This is a genomic window from Pseudomonas sp. B14(2022), assembly GCF_012030485.1.
Lineage (GTDB): Bacteria > Pseudomonadota > Gammaproteobacteria > Pseudomonadales > Pseudomonadaceae > Aquipseudomonas.
This window is the reverse complement of the sequence record NZ_JAAUVM010000003.1, coordinates 115,165-130,708: the sequence shown is the minus strand read 5'-3', so window position 1 is coordinate 130,708 and position 15,544 is coordinate 115,165. Positions and strand designations below refer to the sequence as shown.

The window sequence follows — 15,544 nt, the reverse complement described above, 5'->3', positions numbered from 1 at the left end:
CAGAGCCTTTTGGAATAAGTTCACTGTGCGCTTATTAATTGGTAGGCCACGCTGAACATCATCCCCGCCACCAGCAAGTCCAGCAGGCGCCATGTCGCCGGGCGTGCCAGCCACGGCGCCAGCCAGGCCGCGCCGAGCGCCAGGGTGGCGAACCACAGCAACGATGCACTCGCGGCCCCGGCCACGTAGGCGCCGGGTTCGGTCTGTTGCGCGCCCAGTGAGCCGATCAGCAGCACCGTGTCCAGGTACACATGAGGATTGAGCAACGTGACCGCCAAGGCACTGAGCAACACGGCACGCAATGAACGGACCTTGAGGTTGCCCCCTTGCGCCAGGCCCTGTGTCGAAAATGCCCGGCGCAGCGCCAGGGTGCCGTACCACAGCAGGAATGCAGCGCCGCCCCAGCGGGCAATCGCCAATAAGAGCGGGCTTTGTGCCAGCACCGTCGCCAGGCCGAATACCCCGGCGGCCACGAGCAAGGCGTCGCACACCACGCACAATGCTGCCACCGGCAGGTGATGTTCACGGCGCAGGCTTTGCGCCAATACAAATGCGTTTTGCGTGCCGATGGCCATGATCAGCCCCAGGGCCACCAATAATCCGTTCAGATAGCTTTGCCACATACCATTACTCCGAAGTCGCTGCCAGTTGGCGCAATACGTCCATGGCTCGCTCGGCATCCGCGCGGCCGACGAACAGGTGGTCGTGGTAGTAACCGGCGATTACGTTGCAACTGATCCCGGCCTTGCCGAGCGCACTGGCAAAGGCGGCCGTCAGGCCCACGGCTTGCAGCGCTGAATGCACATTCAGGGTGATCCACGCGGCGATGTAGTCGAACGCCAGGCCGGCCTGTTCCGCCTGCCGTCGTTCCAGGATCAGGGTCAACCCTTCCTGCTCGCGAAAGCTGCCGATGGCCTCGCAACCGGCCGGGATGCGATGGTCAGGCAGGGTGCAGAACACGTAGTCACCGTCATTGAGCTGCGGGCTCATGCTGCGCAGTAGGGTTGCCAGGGCGGTTTCGCCAGCCATGATGAAGGGTCCTTATAAAGAGAGAAGCGATGCTGGCTATTCTCATGGCGCAGGCTGTATAAGAAAAACCAATATTACTGATCGCTCATTAGAGAAACTGATGTTCGACTATAAATTGCTTTCCGCCCTGGCGGCGGTGGTGGAACAGGCCGGCTTCGAGCGCGGTGCCCAGGTATTGGGGCTGTCGCAATCGGCGATTTCCCAGCGCATCAAGTTATTGGAAGCACGCATCGGCCAGCCGGTGCTGGTGCGGGTTACGCCGCCGGCGCCCACCGATATTGGTCGGCGTTTGCTTAACCATGTGCAGCAGGTGCGGCTGCTGGAGCGCGACCTGCAAAGCCAGGTGCCGGCGCTGGACGAAGAAGGCATGCCTGAGCGCCTGCGCATCGCCCTGAATGCCGACAGCCTGGCCACCTGGTGGGCCGAGGCGGTCAGTGACTTTTGTGCCGAGCAGCATTTGCTGCTGGATCTGGTCGTAGAAGACCAGACGGTGGGGCTCAAGCGCATGCGTGCCGGCGAGGTGGCGGCCTGCATTTGCGCCAGTGAACGCCCGGTGGCCGGTGCCCGCAGCCTGTTGCTCGGCGCCATGCGATATCGGGCGCTGGCCAGTCCGGCGTTTGTTGCACGGCATTTCCCGGAGGGCGTCCGCGCCGACCAACTGGCCCGCACACCGGCGCTGGTGTTTGGCCCGGATGATTTCCTGCAGCACCGCTACCTGGCGTCTCTGGGCGTGGACGGTGGTTTCGAACACCATTTATGCCCATCGTCCGAAGGCTTTATACGCCTGGCGGAAGCGGGGCTCGGCTGGGGGCTGGTGCCTGAGTTACAGGTGCGCGGCCAGCTGGAAAAGGGCGTACTGATCGAGTTATTGCCAGATAAGCCCATTGATGTGCCGTTGTACTGGCATCATTGGCGCAGCGGCGGGCAGCTGTTGGGCCTGTTGACCGACCATCTGGCCCAAGCCTGTGGGCAATGGTTGGTGCCGTTGGACTGATGACGGTCGTCAAGGCAACAGCGATGAAAAATGAAAGGACACGGGGTAATACATGAAGATTCTGGTCACCGGCGCAAGCGGCTTCATCGGCGGGCGCTTTGCGCGTTTCGCCCTGGAGCAGGGCCTGGACGTGCGGGTCAACGGGCGGCGCGCCGAGGGTGTGGAGCACCTGGTTCGGCGTGGTGCCGAGTTTATCCAGGGTGACTTGAGTGACGCCGACCTGGTGCGCGATCTGTGCCGCGATGTCGAAGCCGTGGTGCATTGTGCAGGCGCCGTGGGCTTGTGGGGGAGGTATCAGGACTTCCATCAAGGCAATGTGCTGGTGACTGAAAACGTCGTGGAAGCCTGCCTCAAGCAGCGCGTGGGCCGTCTGGTGCACCTGTCGTCGCCGTCGATCTACTTCGACGGGCGCGATCATCTCGGGTTGACCGAAGAGCAAGTCCCCAAGCGCTTCAAGCACCCTTATGCCGCCACGAAGTACCTGGCCGAGCAGAAAGTGTTCGGCGCCCAGGAGTTCGGTCTCGAGGTGCTGGCCCTGCGTCCGCGTTTCGTTACCGGTGCCGGTGACATGAGTATTTTCCCGCGCCTGTTGAAAATGCAGCGCAAGAACCGCCTGGCCATCGTCGGCGACGGTCTCAACAAAGTCGACTTCACCAGTGTGCACAACCTCAACGAAGCGCTGCTCAGCAGTTTGCTGGCCACCGGTTCGGCGCTGGGCAAGGCCTACAACATCAGCAATGGCACGCCGGTGCCGGTGTGGGATGTGGTGAATTACGTGATGCGCCAAATGGAGTTGCCCCAGGTGACCCGTTATCGCTCCTACGGCTTGTCCTACAGCGTCGCGGCGCTTAACGAAGCCTTTTGCGCGATGTGGCCCGGTCGTCCGGAGCCGGCGTTATCGCGCCTGGGCATGCAGGTAATGAACAAAGATTTCACCCTCGACATCAGCCGGGCCAGGCATTATCTGGATTACGAGCCCAAGGTCAGCCTGTGGACCGCTCTCGACGAGTTCTGCGGTTGGTGGAAGGCCCAGGATCCCGGGTTCAAATAAGGTCACAACAGGCAACACATCGGGAACCGAATTCCAGGTTCCGGGTCGATCAACGCGATGGGGTTGGGGTTTATACTCCCGTCGCTCGGCTTTCCAGCCAGCTAACTCACCGATTCAGGGTTGATTCATGCGCAACGATGCTAAAGACGATTTCGACAACATTCCCAGCCTGCGGGCCGATCTTGGGGATGACGATGATTTCGAACCTTCCCCGGCCACCTCGGTGCGTTCGCGTAACACGCCCGTGGTCAAGGTCAAGGGGGCCAGCACCGGCCCGCTATGGGCACTGATCGGTGCGCTGCTGATCGCCTTCGCCGGCCTGGCCTGGTGGAGTTTCCAGCAGATCTCCCTGATGGGACAGCAGTTGGTTGCCACCCAGGAGAGCTTTGCGCGCATCAGCGAAGAAGCGGCAGGGCGTCTGCAGGACATTTCCGGCAAGGTCGTAGCCAGTGAAGCCAACGTGAACAACGGCAGCGAAGCATTGAAACTGCAGATCAAACAGCTGGAAAACCAGTTGCTGGAGCAGGGCAAGCAGCAGCTCGGCGTTGCCGGCCAGGCCACCGAGCTGGACACGCGCCTGGCGCAAATGACTGCCAGCACCACTGAGTTGTCGAGCGCCAATGCCAAGCTGCAAGGCCAGGTGCAGGCCTTGACCGATGCTGTGGCCACCCTGAAGGCAGCGCAGGGCGATGCCGGCAAGCGCGATACCGAGATAAAGGAATTGGTCGCTGATGTGGCTGCCTTGAAAAAACAAGGTAACCCAAGCGCAGCCATCGCCCGTCTTGAGCAGGACCTGGTGGTACTCAAAAGTGCGCAGGACAGCCAACCGGCTAACAGCGATGCGCCGACCAATAAAGAGTTCGACGTGTTCCGCATCCAGACCACGCGCAATATCACCACCTTGCAGAGCCAGGTGCAGAACCTGAATCAGCGCCTCAACGCGTCAGCGGCTGTCACGCCGCTCGGCCAGTAATATTCGGGCCTGTGGCAAGCCCGCTCGCCACAGGCCGCTTAAGCGGCTTGAATGTCACCGTCTGGTGACATTTCCCATCCCCTTCGTTACTTGCCCCCACCTCGCCCTTGTTTAGACTCCGGTCATCCCACAAAAAATAATAAGGGCCACCCATGACCACGCAACCACTGCCTGCCAGCAGTTGGCTGAATGCACCTGCCCATCACGCTTGGCTCGCCGCCGAAGGCCAGCGCCTGCTGGCATTCGCCAAGGCCTCCCGTCTGCCTGAGGGTTTTGGCAACCTCGACGACAAAGGCCAGTTGCCGGCCGATGCCCATGCCGAAACCATGAATACCGCGCGCATGACCCACAGCTTCGCCATGGCCCATGCCATGGGCTTGTCGGGTTATGCCGAGCTGGTGGCGCACGGTATTGCGGCCCTGGGCGGACCTTTGCGTGATAGCGAACACGGTGGCTGGTTCGCCACGCCCCAGGCCCTGGACGGCAATACCGGCAAAGCTGCCTACCTGCATGCCTTTGTCGCCCTGGCCGCCAGCTCGGCCACGGTGGCGGGCGCGCCCGGTGCGCAAAACCTGCTGAGCGACGCCATCTCTATCATCGACCAGTTCTTCTGGAGTGAGGAGGAGGGCGTGATGCTCGAGTCCTTCGCCCGGGACTGGAGCGGCGTCGAAGCCTATCGCGGCGCCAACAGCAACATGCACGCCACCGAAGCCTTCCTGGCCCTGGCCGATGTCACCGCTGACACGCGTTGGCTGGACCGCGCCCTGCGTATCGTCGAGCGAGTGATTCATACCCACGCCGCCGCCAATCAGTTCATGGTGATCGAGCATTTCGACGCTCAGTGGAAACCCCTGCTCGATTACAACGAAGACAACCCCGCCGATGGCTTCCGCCCCTACGGCATCACCCCCGGCCACGGTTTTGAGTGGGCGCGGCTGCTGCTGCACCTGGAAGCCGCGCGCTTGCAGGCCGGGCTGGCCACGCCGGACTGGCTGCTGAGCGCCGCCAAGGGCCTGTTCGCCAGCGCCTGCGAATATGCCTGGGCCGTGGATGGCGCCCCCGGCATCGTCTACACCCTGGACTGGAACCACCGCCCGGTCGTGCGCGAGCGTCTGCACTGGACTCACGCTGAAGCCAGCGCCGCTGCCCAGGCCTTGCTCAAACGCACGGGGGAGCTGCATTACGAAACCTGGTACCGGTGCTTCTGGGAGTTTTGCGACACCCATTTCATCGACCGTATCCACGGCAGCTGGCACCACGAACTCAACCCCCACAACCAGCCCAGCAGCACTATCTGGGGTGGCAAACCGGACCTGTACCATGCCTGGCAAGCGGTCGTGCTGCCTGCACTGCCCCTGGCACCGAGCATGGCCAGCGCTTTAGGCGCTGGGTGTTATGTCACCAGTTGGTGACATTTGTGCATCCCTTTGTTACCTGCGCTCGAAAAAACCATGTTTAAACTCCGTGCAGCGCAAGCTCTAGACTTGCATGCATAACAACAAGAAAAGGTATTCAGATGAACGCGATTAATCGCCTCGCCGTAGCTATTTCCGTTGCCTCGTTGTTTCCCCTCAGTGCCTTTGCCGCCGACTCCAAAGGGACGGTTGAAGTTGTGCATTGGTGGACCTCGGGTGGCGAAAAAGCGGCTGTAGATGTCCTGAAGGCCCAAGTAGAGAAAGACGGCTTCACCTGGAAAGACGGTGCCGTCGCAGGTGGCGGTGGCGCCACTGCCATGACCGTGCTGAAAAGCCGCGCGGTCGCCGGCAACCCACCAGGCGTTGCCCAGATCAAAGGCCCCGACATCCAGGAATGGGCGTCCACCGGCCTGCTCGACACCGACGTCCTGAAGTCCGTCGCCAAAGACGAAAAATGGGATTCCCTGCTCGACAAGAAAGTCTCCGACACCGTGAAGTACGACGGTGACTACGTTGCCGTACCGGTCAACATCCACCGCGTGAACTGGCTGTGGATCAACCCGGAAGTTTTCAAGAAAGCCGGTATCACCAAGAACCCGACCACCCTCGAAGAATTCTACGCAGCCGGCGACAAGCTCAAGGCCGCGGGCTTCATTCCGCTCGCCCACGGTGGCCAGCCTTGGCAGGACAGCACCGTGTTCGAAGCGGTGGTCCTGTCGGTAATGGGCGCCGATGGCTACAAGAAAGCCCTGGTCGACCTGGATAACGCTGCGCTGACCGGCCCGGAAATGGTCAAGTCCCTGACCGAGCTGAAGAAAGTCGCGACCTATATGGACGTCGACGGCAAAGGCCAGGACTGGAACCTCGAAGCGGGCAAGGTCATCAACGGCAAGGCCGGCATGCAGATCATGGGTGACTGGGCCAAGTCCGAATGGACCGCCGCCAAGAAAGTCGCCGGCAAAGACTACGAGTGCGTGGCGTTCCCAGGCACCGACAAAGCCTTCACCTACAACATCGACTCCCTGGCGGTGTTCAAGCAGAAAGACAAAGGCACTGCCGCTGGCCAGCAGGACATCGCCAAAGTCGTGCTGGGTGAAAACTTCCAGAAGGTGTTCAGCATCAACAAGGGGTCGATCCCGGTTCGTACCGACATGCTCAATGAAATGGACAAGCTCGGCTTCGACTCCTGCGCCCAGACCGCTGCCAAGGACTTCCTGGCAGACGCCAAGTCCGGCGGCCTGCAGCCAAGCATGGCGCACAACATGGCCACCACCCTGGCTGTGCAGGGTGCGTTCTTTGATGTCGTGACCAATTTCATCAACGACCCGAAAGCCGACCCGGCCGACACCGCCAAGAAACTCGGCGCTGCGATCAAGTCAGCCAAGTAACAGCTGACCTTGTGAGGGGGACCCCTAACCCCTCACAAGGCTTGTTCCTGTAGTCCTTTTTCCCTGTATTGGATTTCCCCATGAGTTCTGTTGCTGTGTTCAGCAAAGCCTCGCCGTTCGATGCACTGCAGCGCTGGCTACCCAAACTGGTGCTGGCGCCCAGCATGTTCATCGTGTTGGTGGGCTTCTACGGCTACATCCTGTGGACGTTTGTGCTCTCGTTCACCACGTCTACGTTCCTGCCGAGCTACAAATGGGCGGGTCTTGCGCAGTACCAGCGGCTGTTCGACAACGACCGCTGGTGGGTGGCGAGCAAGAACCTGGCGCTTTTCGGCGGGATGTTTATCGGCATCACCTTGGTGATCGGCGTGACGCTGGCGATTTTCCTCGACCAGAAAATCCGCCGCGAAGGTTTTATCCGCACCATTTACCTGTACCCGATGGCGCTCTCGATGATCGTCACCGGTACCGCCTGGAAATGGCTGCTCAACCCGGGCATGGGCCTGGACAAACTTCTGCGTGACTGGGGCTGGGAAGGCTTCCGTCTCGACTGGCTGATCGACCCGGACCGTGTGGTCTACTGCCTGGTGATCGCTGCCGTGTGGCAAGCCTCCGGTTTCATCATGGCGATGTTCCTCGCCGGTCTGCGTGGCGTTGATCAATCGATCATCCGTGCCGCCCAGATCGACGGCGCGAGCCTGCCGCGCATCTACTGGAGCGTGGTGCTGCCCAGCCTGCGTCCGGTGTTCTTCAGTGCGGTGATGATCCTGGCGCACATTGCCATCAAGAGCTTCGACCTGGTGGCGGCCATGACGGCCGGTGGCCCGGGCTACTCGTCCGACCTGCCCGCCATGTTCATGTACTCGTTCACCTTCAGCCGTGGCCAGATGGGCATGGGCTCGGCCAGTGCAATCCTGATGCTCGGTGCGATCCTCGCGATCATCGTGCCGTACCTCTACTCCGAGCTGAGGACCAAGCGTAATGACTAGTCTCGCTGCCAAACCTGCCATCAGCCTGAGCCGCATCGCGATCTACGCGGTGTTGATCCTTGCTGTGTTGCTGTACCTGGTACCGCTGGTGGTGATGTTGCTCACCAGCTTCAAGACCCCGGAAGACATCAGCACCGGCAACCTGCTGAGCTGGCCGACCGTGGTCAGCGGCATCGGTTGGGTCAAGGCCTGGGCCACTGTGGATGGCTACTTCTGGAACTCGATCAAGATCACCGTGCCGGCCGTGCTGATTTCCACCGCCATCGGCGCGTTGAACGGTTATGTGCTGTCGTTCTGGCGCTTCCGTGGTTCGCAGCTGTTCTTCGGTTTGCTGTTGTTCGGCTGCTTCCTGCCGTTCCAGACCGTGCTGCTGCCCGCGTCGTTCACCCTTGGCAAGATGGGCCTGGCCAGCACCACCACTGGCCTGGTGTTTGTGCACGTGGTGTACGGCCTGGCGTTCACCACGCTGTTCTTCCGCAATTACTACGTGAGCATTCCGGATGCGCTGATCAAGGCGGCACGCCTGGACGGTGCCGGTTTCTTCACCATTTTCCGTCAGATCATTCTGCCGATGTCCACGCCGATCATCATGGTCTGCCTGATCTGGCAGTTCACCCAGATCTGGAACGACTTCCTGTTCGGTGTGGTGTTCTCCAGTGGCGACTCCCAGCCCATCACGGTGGCGCTGAACAACCTGGTCAACACCAGCACCGGGGCCAAGGAATATAACGTGGATATGGCGGCGGCGATGATCGCCGGGCTGCCGACCCTGCTGGTCTATGTGATCGCAGGCAAGTATTTCGTGCGCGGCCTGACGGCCGGCGCGGTCAAGGGGTAATCATGGCTACGCTTGAACTTCGCAATGTAAACAAGACCTATGGCGCCGGCCTGCCCGACACCTTGAAGAACATCGAACTGTCGATCAAGGAAGGGGAGTTCCTGATCCTGGTCGGCCCTTCGGGCTGCGGTAAGTCCACGTTGATGAACTGCATCGCCGGCCTCGAGACCATCACCGGCGGCGCGATCATGATCGGCGACCAGGACGTCAGCGGCATGAGCCCCAAGGACCGTGACATCGCCATGGTGTTCCAGTCCTACGCGCTGTACCCGACCATGAGCGTGCGCCAGAACATCGAGTTCGGCCTCAAGATCCGCAAGATGCCCCAGGCTGATATCGACGCCGAAGTGGCGCGCGTGGCCAAGTTGCTGCAGATCGAACACCTGCTTAACCGCAAGCCCGGCCAGCTTTCCGGCGGCCAGCAACAGCGCGTGGCCATGGGCCGGGCCCTGGCGCGTCGGCCGAAGATCTACCTGTTCGACGAACCGCTGTCGAACCTCGACGCCAAGCTGCGCGTCGAGATGCGTACCGAAATGAAGCTGATGCACCAACGTCTGAAAACTACCACCGTCTACGTGACCCACGACCAGATCGAAGCGATGACCCTGGGCGATAAAGTGGCGGTGATGAAGGACGGCATCATCCAACAATTCGGCACGCCGAAAGAAATTTACAACGACCCTGCTAACCTATTTGTGGCAAGCTTTATCGGTTCACCACCGATGAACTTCGTTCCTATGCGCCTAAAACGCAAGGACGGGAAGTTGGTGGCGCTGCTCGACAGCGGCCAGGCGCGTTGCGAATTGCCGCTGGGTATGAACGACGCCGGTCTGGAAGACCGTGATGTGATTCTGGGCCTGCGCCCGGAGCAGATCGTGTTGGCGGCGGGTGAGGGTAATGGTTCATCGAGCATTCGTGCCGAGGTCCAGGTCACCGAGCCGACCGGTCCGGACACACTGGTGTTTGTGCAGCTCAATGACACCAAGGTCTGCTGCCGTTTGGCGCCTGATGTGGCGCCGCAGGTGGGCGAGACCCTGACACTGCAATTCGATCCATCCAAGGTATTGCTGTTCGACGCCAACACGGGCGAGCGCCTCGGCACTGCTTCTTCATTGCCCGCACAGGGGCATGCGGACAACGTGGCCCAATTCAAAGGTCGCTGAAGTAGATAAGTTGTTGTTTTAGATGAAAAAAGTAACCCGCGTTAGATAAAAACAGTTTAATAACAATAAAGACGAGGATGTAGGGATGAAAAAGCAACACAACAACACCCGGCTGATCTGCCAACTGTCAGCGGCAGCAGCCCTTGTACTGTCCGCCAATGCGATGGCGGCCGATGCATTCAGCGCCGATTCCAAATGGATGACCGGCGATTGGGGCGGTGAACGTACCAAGCTGATCGAGCAAGGTATCGACATCAAGGCTGACTACGTAGGGGAAATGGGTGCCAACCTGCGCGGCGGCTATAACGATGACAGAACCGGCCGTTACTCCGACCAGTTCGGGTTGGGCGTAGCGCTGGACCTGCAAAAGCTGTGGGGCTGGGATAACACCCAGGCCAAGATCCAACTGACTAACCGTAATGGCCAGAACATCTCCAACGACCGCATTGGCGACCCGCGTGCCGGCACGCTGAGCTCGTCCATGGAAGTCTACGGTCGTGGCCACATGGTGCGTCTGACCCAGTTCTGGATCCAGCACCAGATGTTCGACAACAAGCTGGACGTGAAGCTCGGCTACTTCGGTGAAGGCGAAGACTTCAACACCTTCCCGTGCGACTTCCAGAACCTGTCGTTCTGTGGCTCCCAGGTCGGTAACTATGTAAACACCTGGTACAACTGGCCGGTCAGCCAGGCCGCTATCCGCGTGAAGTACAACATCACGCCTGAGCTGTATGCGCAAATCGGTGCGTACAACCAGAACCCTTCGCAGCTGGAGCACGGCAACGGCTTCAAGCTCAGCGGCAGCGGCACCAAGGGCACCGTGATTCCGGTTGAGTTGGTCTGGTCGCCGAAGGTTAATAACCTGCCGGGCGAATACCGTGTGGGTTACTACAAGAGCGCCGCCGATGCTGCTGACGTTCGTGAAGACGTCAATGGCAACGATGCTGCCACCACTGGTGCGGCCTACCGTACCCGCAGCAGCAAAAAAGGCTACTGGTTCGTTGCCCAACAGCAACTCACCACCCATAACGGCGACGCTTCCCGTGGCTTGAACATCGCCGCCAACGCGACCTTCCACGACAAGGAAACCAACCTGGTCGACAACTACCAGTCGTTGATGCTGGTGTACAAAGGCCCATTCGACGCGCGTCCAAAAGATGACGTCGGCATTGGCGCTGCGCGTCTGCACGTCAACGATGACGTGAAGAAAAACGCCGAACTGCTCAACGCTTCCAACGGTGTAGCCGACTACGACAACCCGCTGTTCTCGCCGATCCGCGAAACCGAGTACAACTTCGAAATCAACTACGGCTTCCACGTCACCAACTGGCTGACCGTGCGTCCCAACCTGCAATACGTTGTCCAACCGGGCGGCGTGGATAAAGTCGACAACGCGCTGGTGGCGGGCCTGAAAATTCAGTCTACGTTCTAACGCTGTTGCGATAAGCTCCTTCTCTCTGTGCGCATTTGCGGGTAGCCATGGCTATCCGCTTTTTTTTGGGCCGCATTGTGAAGACATTCAGGACCGTGGCACATGCATGAGCAACCGCTGCAACGCTTTTTCAAATCCCTGCGCGAGCGTCCAGTGTTCGCCTGGGAGCGCTTTCAGATGCGCGACGTGCTGGTGATCGACCACCCGCTGTGCCAAGCGGTGTTCAGTCGCCAGGGTGCGCAACTCTTGCACTTTCAGCCCCGTGGCCAGAAACCCTGGCTGTGGTGCGCGGCCAAGTGGCCGCAAGTCGGCGCCATCCGTGGCGGCGTGCCGGTGTGCTGGCCGTGGTATGGCCGCCATCCGAGCGAAAACGCGTGGCCGTCCCATGGGTGGGCGCGATTAATCGACTGGAAACTGCTCGACAGCAGCACCGACGACGACGGCGTGCGCCTGCATTGGCAATTGCAGCTGTGCGACTGGCAGGTCGACCTGCACGCGCACCTGGGCGACACCCTGGAACTGCGCCTGAGCACCGAGCATCAGGACGAGTTGCCGTGCCAGTTGAGCCATGCTTTGCACGCTTACTGGCGTATTGGTCACGTTGATGAGATAGCGCTGTCTGGGCTCGACGGTGCGCACGGTTACGACCAGCTCAATCGCCAGGCGTGCCAGCAGGAAGGCGAGTTGCGCGTGGACGGCGGGTGCCAGCGGGTGTTCCAACACGACGGCGAACTGCACCTCAAGGATCACGCCTGGCAGCGTGAATTGTGCATCGATACCGGCGACAGCGCCGACACCGTGGTATGGCATCCCGGCAGCCGGCCGCTGCTGGGGGTGAGCTTCAACGAGGCGTCGGGGTTTGTGTGCGTGGAGTCGGCGATGGCCGGGGCGAGCCTGGCGCCGGGGGAGCGGGCGCATCTCAGTTTGCAGGCCAGGGCGGGGGCTTAGCGGTGTGGTTGATGGCCTCATCGGGGGCTTGCCGCCGATGAGGCCAGTGAAGCCAACGCACAGGCTGGCTTAGTTAAACTCATCCCCCACCGGATACCGGCTGTCATTCAAACTCTCTTTGATCTTGCGCAGATGCGGCTGGAAATCCACGCCACGGCGCAAGGTCATGCCGGTCGCCAACACATCCAGCACCGTCAATTGGATGATCCGCGAGGTCATCGGCATATAGATGTCGGTGTCTTCGGGCAACGGAATATTCAGGCTGACGGTACTGGCCTTGGCCAGCGGTGAGTTCTCGGCGGTTACGCCCAGCACCGACGCACCGTTTTCCCGGGCGATACGCGCCACTTCCACCAGTTCGCGGGTGCGCCCGGTGTAGGAAATGATCACGAACAGCTCGCCCGTGTGGGCCACCGAGGCGATCATGCGTTGCATCAGCACGTCGGCGTGGGCGGTGACCGCCAGGTTGAAGCGGAAAAACTTGTGCAGCGCGTCCATGGCCACCGGCGCCGAAGCGCCCAGGCCAAAGAAGTGGATCTGCCGCGCCTGGATCAACAGGTCCACGGCCTTGCTGATCAGGGCCGGGTCCAGGGCCTGGCAGGCGGCGTCCAGCGAGGCGATGGCGCTGCCAAAGATCTTCTGGGTGTAGGCCTCGGGGTTATCGTCGGCCTCCACGGCGCGGCTGACGTACGCTGCGCCACTGGCCAGGCTTTGCGCCAACTGCAATTTAAGTTCAGGGTAACCGCTGACGCCGAACGAGCGGCAGAAACGGTTGACCGTCGGTTCACTGACCGAAGCGGCCTGGGCGAGGGCTGCGATGGAGAAGCGGGTCGCCTGCTGCGGGTTGAGCAGGATGACCTCGGCCACTTTTTTCTCAGCCTTGTTCAATTCTTCGAGGCGGTTCCGGATCTGTTCCAGAAGATTTCGCACGCGGTCCATTCAGTCTTTCCTTCGGGCGACGATGCAAATAAAGGGCGGCAACCAATCGACGAGTGGCCCTTTGCGGTGGCCTATCCTACTGAGGGTAGCTGAACACCACCACTCGGAATGCGTATTTCGGGAAAATGTTGTGGTTATTACTACATTTTTCCTTGAGTGATGCCTTGAAAAAAGGTATTTGTAGCTTAACTTGATAAAAGAACAAACATCATGCCTTCGATAACCGTAGAACCCTGCACCTTTGCCCTGTTTGGCGCCTTGGGTGATCTGGCGCTGCGCAAGTTATTTCCTGCCCTCTATCAACTCGATGGCGCCGGGCTCCTGCACGACGACACCCGCATCCTGGCCCTGGCCCGGGAAGCCGGTTCCGAACAGCAACACCTGGCCCATATCGAAAAAGAATTGCGTAAATATGTCGGCAAGGAACTGGACGAGAGCATCGCCCAGCGTTTCCTGGCGCGCCTGACCTATGTCCATGTCGACTTCATGAAAGCCGATGACTACGTGGCTCTGGCGGAAAAGGCCGGCACCGAACAACGCCTGATCGCCTACTTCGCCACGCCTGCGTCGGTGTATGGTGCGATCTGCGAGAACCTGTCCAAGGTCGGCCTGGCGGAGAACACCCGCGTCGTGCTGGAGAAACCCATCGGTTCGGACCTGGAATCCTCGCGCAAGGTCAACGACGCCGTGGCGCAGTTCTTCCCGGAAAACCGCACCTACCGCATCGACCACTACCTGGGCAAAGAGACCGTCCAGAACCTGATTGCCCTGCGTTTCGCCAACAGCCTGTTCGAAACCCAGTGGAACCAGAACTACATCTCCCACGTGGAAATCACCGTGGCCGAGCAGGTCGGTATCGAAGGCCGTTGGGGCTATTTCGACAAGGCCGGCCAGCTGCGCGACATGATCCAGAACCACTTGCTGCAGTTGCTTTGCCTGATCGCCATGGACCCGCCGGCCGACCTGTCCGCCGACAGTATCCGTGACGAGAAGGTCAAGGTGCTCAAGGCCCTGGCGCCGATCAGCCCGGATGGCCTTACCACTCAGGTGGTGCGTGGCCAGTACATCGCCGGCTACAGCGCCGGCAAGCCGGTGCCCGGTTATCTGGAAGAAGAGAACTCCAACACCCAGAGCGACACTGAAACCTTCGTCGCCCTGCGGGCCGATATTCGTAACTGGCGTTGGGCCGGGGTGCCGTTCTACCTGCGCACCGGCAAGCGCATGCCGCAGAAACTGTCGCAGATCGTCATCCACTTCAAGGAGCCGTCCCACTACATCTTCGCTCCCGAGCAGCGCCTGCAGATCAGCAACAAGTTGATCATCCGCCTGCAGCCGGACGAAGGTATTTCCTTGCGCGTGATGACCAAGGAGCAGGGCCTGGACAAGGGCATGCAACTGCGCAGCGGGCCTCTGCAACTGAATTTTTCCGACACCTATCGCAGCGCACGGATTCCCGATGCCTACGAGCGGTTGTTGCTGGAAGTGATGCGCGGCAATCAGAACCTGTTTGTTCGCAAAGATGAAATCGAAGCCGCGTGGAAGTGGTGTGACCAGTTGATCGCCGGGTGGAAAAAATCCGGTGATGCGCCCAAGCCGTATGCGGCGGGGTCCTGGGGGCCGATGAGCTCGATTGCACTGATCACGCGGGATGGGAGGTCTTGGTATGGCGATATCTGAATTGAAACTGCCTCGGGGCGTGACTGCCCACGAGTACCGCACGCCCGTGCTGCTGGCGGACGGCCTGGCCAACGACGTGGCCGAACAACTGCGCGAGGCCATCAGTGCCCGTGGCGAGGCAATCCTGGTGGTGTCCGGTGGCCGCAGCCCCGTGGCGTTTTTCCAGAACCTGGCCAAGCAAGGCGTGGACTGGTCCAAGGTCACCATCACCCTGGCCGATGAGCGTTGGGTGCCGGTCGAACACGCCGACAGCAATGCCGGCCTGTTGAAGCAGCACCTGTTGCAAGGACCGGCGGCCAAGGCCAAGTTCCTCAGCCTGTACAGCGCCGCCGCCAACCTTGAAGACGCTGCCGAGCAGGCCGATCGCCTGCTGGCCGAGTTGCCGGCTATTGATGTGCTGGTGCTGGGCATGGGCGATGACGGCCACACCGCATCGCTGTTTCCCAACAGCCCGAACCTCGCTGAGGCATTGCAGGTCGACGGTACGCGCCGTTGCTGGCCGATGCTGGCGCCGACCGTGCCGCACCAGCGCCTGACCATGAGTCGCGCGTTGCTGGCTACGGCCAACTACACCGTACTGTCGATTTCCGGCAGTTCGAAATTGACTACCTTGAGCGCCGCCCTGGCCAGTGACGACGTTGCTGCCATGCCGATTCGCGCGTTTTTGCAACCTACATTAGAGATTTACTGGTGCCCATGAGCCAAGGA

Annotated in this window: 15 protein-coding genes; 12 read left to right on the top strand and 3 right to left on the bottom strand. The window is 60.6% G+C overall.

The window, feature by feature from the left end:
• Positions 1-20: 20 nt before the first annotated feature.
• Together HCF10_RS06435 and HCF10_RS06430 are read right to left on the bottom strand one after the other, a co-directional pair.
• Positions 21-623 carry a LysE/ArgO family amino acid transporter gene (locus HCF10_RS06435; RefSeq protein ID WP_131697863.1) on the bottom strand — a complete coding sequence of 201 codons (603 nt, stop codon included), beginning with the start codon at positions 621-623 and terminating at the stop codon, positions 21-23.
• Positions 624-627: 4 nt separating this feature from the next.
• Positions 628-1,029 (bottom strand): ACT domain-containing protein, encoded by a 402-nt coding sequence (locus tag HCF10_RS06430; protein WP_027605586.1) that lies wholly within the window; start codon positions 1,027-1,029, stop codon positions 628-630.
• A 100-nt stretch (positions 1,030-1,129) separates the two neighbouring features.
• On the opposite strand from HCF10_RS06430, the gene HCF10_RS06425 reads away from it, so the two are divergent.
• From HCF10_RS06425 to HCF10_RS06380, 10 genes are all read left to right on the top strand, one after another.
• Positions 1,130-2,023 carry a LysR family transcriptional regulator ArgP gene (locus tag HCF10_RS06425; protein WP_167655097.1) on the top strand — a complete coding sequence of 298 codons (894 nt, stop codon included), beginning with the start codon at positions 1,130-1,132 and terminating at the stop codon, positions 2,021-2,023.
• 52 nt (positions 2,024-2,075) lie between these two features.
• On the top strand, positions 2,076-3,074 hold the full coding sequence (locus HCF10_RS06420) for an NAD-dependent epimerase/dehydratase family protein (protein ID WP_145337879.1): 999 nt from the start codon (positions 2,076-2,078) through the stop codon (positions 3,072-3,074).
• A gap of 127 nt (positions 3,075-3,201) precedes the next feature.
• A complete protein-coding gene (locus tag HCF10_RS06415) occupies positions 3,202-4,047 on the top strand; it encodes an ATPase (protein WP_131697860.1) in 846 nt (281 codons plus the stop codon).
• Between the two features lie 152 nt (positions 4,048-4,199).
• On the top strand, positions 4,200-5,459 hold the full coding sequence (locus HCF10_RS06410) for a D-mannose isomerase (protein ID WP_167655096.1): 1,260 nt from the start codon (positions 4,200-4,202) through the stop codon (positions 5,457-5,459).
• A gap of 104 nt (positions 5,460-5,563) precedes the next feature.
• A complete protein-coding gene (locus HCF10_RS06405) occupies positions 5,564-6,850 on the top strand; it encodes an ABC transporter substrate-binding protein (RefSeq protein WP_131697858.1) in 1,287 nt (428 codons plus the stop codon).
• Between the two features lie 80 nt (positions 6,851-6,930).
• The gene (locus HCF10_RS06400; RefSeq protein ID WP_048726858.1) at positions 6,931-7,839 is read left to right on the top strand and encodes a carbohydrate ABC transporter permease; all 909 of its coding nucleotides are present in this window, start codon (positions 6,931-6,933) and stop codon (positions 7,837-7,839) included.
• A complete protein-coding gene (locus tag HCF10_RS06395; protein WP_034115702.1) occupies positions 7,832-8,677 on the top strand; it encodes a carbohydrate ABC transporter permease in 846 nt (281 codons plus the stop codon). Before HCF10_RS06400 ends, HCF10_RS06395 begins: the two co-directional genes overlap by 8 nt.
• 2 nt (positions 8,678-8,679) lie before the next feature.
• Positions 8,680-9,840 carry an ABC transporter ATP-binding protein gene (locus tag HCF10_RS06390; protein ID WP_131697857.1) on the top strand — a complete coding sequence of 387 codons (1,161 nt, stop codon included), beginning with the start codon at positions 8,680-8,682 and terminating at the stop codon, positions 9,838-9,840.
• Positions 9,841-9,925: 85 nt separating this feature from the next.
• Positions 9,926-11,272 carry a carbohydrate porin gene (locus tag HCF10_RS06385; protein ID WP_131697856.1) on the top strand — a complete coding sequence of 449 codons (1,347 nt, stop codon included), beginning with the start codon at positions 9,926-9,928 and terminating at the stop codon, positions 11,270-11,272.
• Positions 11,273-11,374: 102 nt separating this feature from the next.
• Positions 11,375-12,220, top strand: coding sequence for a D-hexose-6-phosphate mutarotase (locus tag HCF10_RS06380; RefSeq protein ID WP_145337881.1), 846 nt, complete (start codon positions 11,375-11,377; stop codon positions 12,218-12,220).
• Positions 12,221-12,289: 69 nt separating this feature from the next.
• Here the strand turns inward: HCF10_RS06380 and HCF10_RS06375 are convergent, their stop codons facing one another.
• Positions 12,290-13,150, bottom strand: a complete 861-nt coding sequence (locus HCF10_RS06375) for a MurR/RpiR family transcriptional regulator (protein ID WP_169898656.1) — start codon at positions 13,148-13,150, stop codon at positions 12,290-12,292.
• A 219-nt stretch (positions 13,151-13,369) separates the two neighbouring features.
• Here HCF10_RS06375 and zwf point away from each other — a divergent pair, with 219 nt between their 5' ends.
• Both zwf and pgl read left to right on the top strand, forming a co-directional pair.
• Positions 13,370-14,836 carry a glucose-6-phosphate dehydrogenase gene (gene zwf / locus HCF10_RS06370; RefSeq protein WP_131697854.1) on the top strand — a complete coding sequence of 489 codons (1,467 nt, stop codon included), beginning with the start codon at positions 13,370-13,372 and terminating at the stop codon, positions 14,834-14,836.
• Positions 14,823-15,536, top strand: a complete 714-nt coding sequence (gene pgl, locus HCF10_RS06365) for a 6-phosphogluconolactonase (RefSeq protein ID WP_167655095.1) — start codon at positions 14,823-14,825, stop codon at positions 15,534-15,536. Before zwf ends, pgl begins: the two co-directional genes overlap by 14 nt.
• Positions 15,537-15,544 lie beyond the last annotated feature (8 nt).

Coding starts and splice junctions, on each gene's coding strand:
- HCF10_RS06435 (WP_131697863.1), bottom strand. CDS start 623: ATGTGGCAAAGCTATCTGAACGGATTATTGGTGGCCCTGGGGCTGATC.
- HCF10_RS06430 (WP_027605586.1), bottom strand. CDS start 1,029: ATGGCTGGCGAAACCGCCCTGGCAACCCTACTGCGCAGCATGAGCCCG.
- HCF10_RS06425 (WP_167655097.1), top strand. CDS start 1,130: ATGTTCGACTATAAATTGCTTTCCGCCCTGGCGGCGGTGGTGGAACAG.
- HCF10_RS06420 (WP_145337879.1), top strand. CDS start 2,076: ATGAAGATTCTGGTCACCGGCGCAAGCGGCTTCATCGGCGGGCGCTTT.
- HCF10_RS06415 (WP_131697860.1), top strand. CDS start 3,202: ATGCGCAACGATGCTAAAGACGATTTCGACAACATTCCCAGCCTGCGG.
- HCF10_RS06410 (WP_167655096.1), top strand. CDS start 4,200: ATGACCACGCAACCACTGCCTGCCAGCAGTTGGCTGAATGCACCTGCC.
- HCF10_RS06405 (WP_131697858.1), top strand. CDS start 5,564: ATGAACGCGATTAATCGCCTCGCCGTAGCTATTTCCGTTGCCTCGTTG.
- HCF10_RS06400 (WP_048726858.1), top strand. CDS start 6,931: ATGAGTTCTGTTGCTGTGTTCAGCAAAGCCTCGCCGTTCGATGCACTG.
- HCF10_RS06395 (WP_034115702.1), top strand. CDS start 7,832: ATGACTAGTCTCGCTGCCAAACCTGCCATCAGCCTGAGCCGCATCGCG.
- HCF10_RS06390 (WP_131697857.1), top strand. CDS start 8,680: ATGGCTACGCTTGAACTTCGCAATGTAAACAAGACCTATGGCGCCGGC.
- HCF10_RS06385 (WP_131697856.1), top strand. CDS start 9,926: ATGAAAAAGCAACACAACAACACCCGGCTGATCTGCCAACTGTCAGCG.
- HCF10_RS06380 (WP_145337881.1), top strand. CDS start 11,375: ATGCATGAGCAACCGCTGCAACGCTTTTTCAAATCCCTGCGCGAGCGT.
- zwf (WP_131697854.1), top strand. CDS start 13,370: ATGCCTTCGATAACCGTAGAACCCTGCACCTTTGCCCTGTTTGGCGCC.
- pgl (WP_167655095.1), top strand. CDS start 14,823: ATGGCGATATCTGAATTGAAACTGCCTCGGGGCGTGACTGCCCACGAG.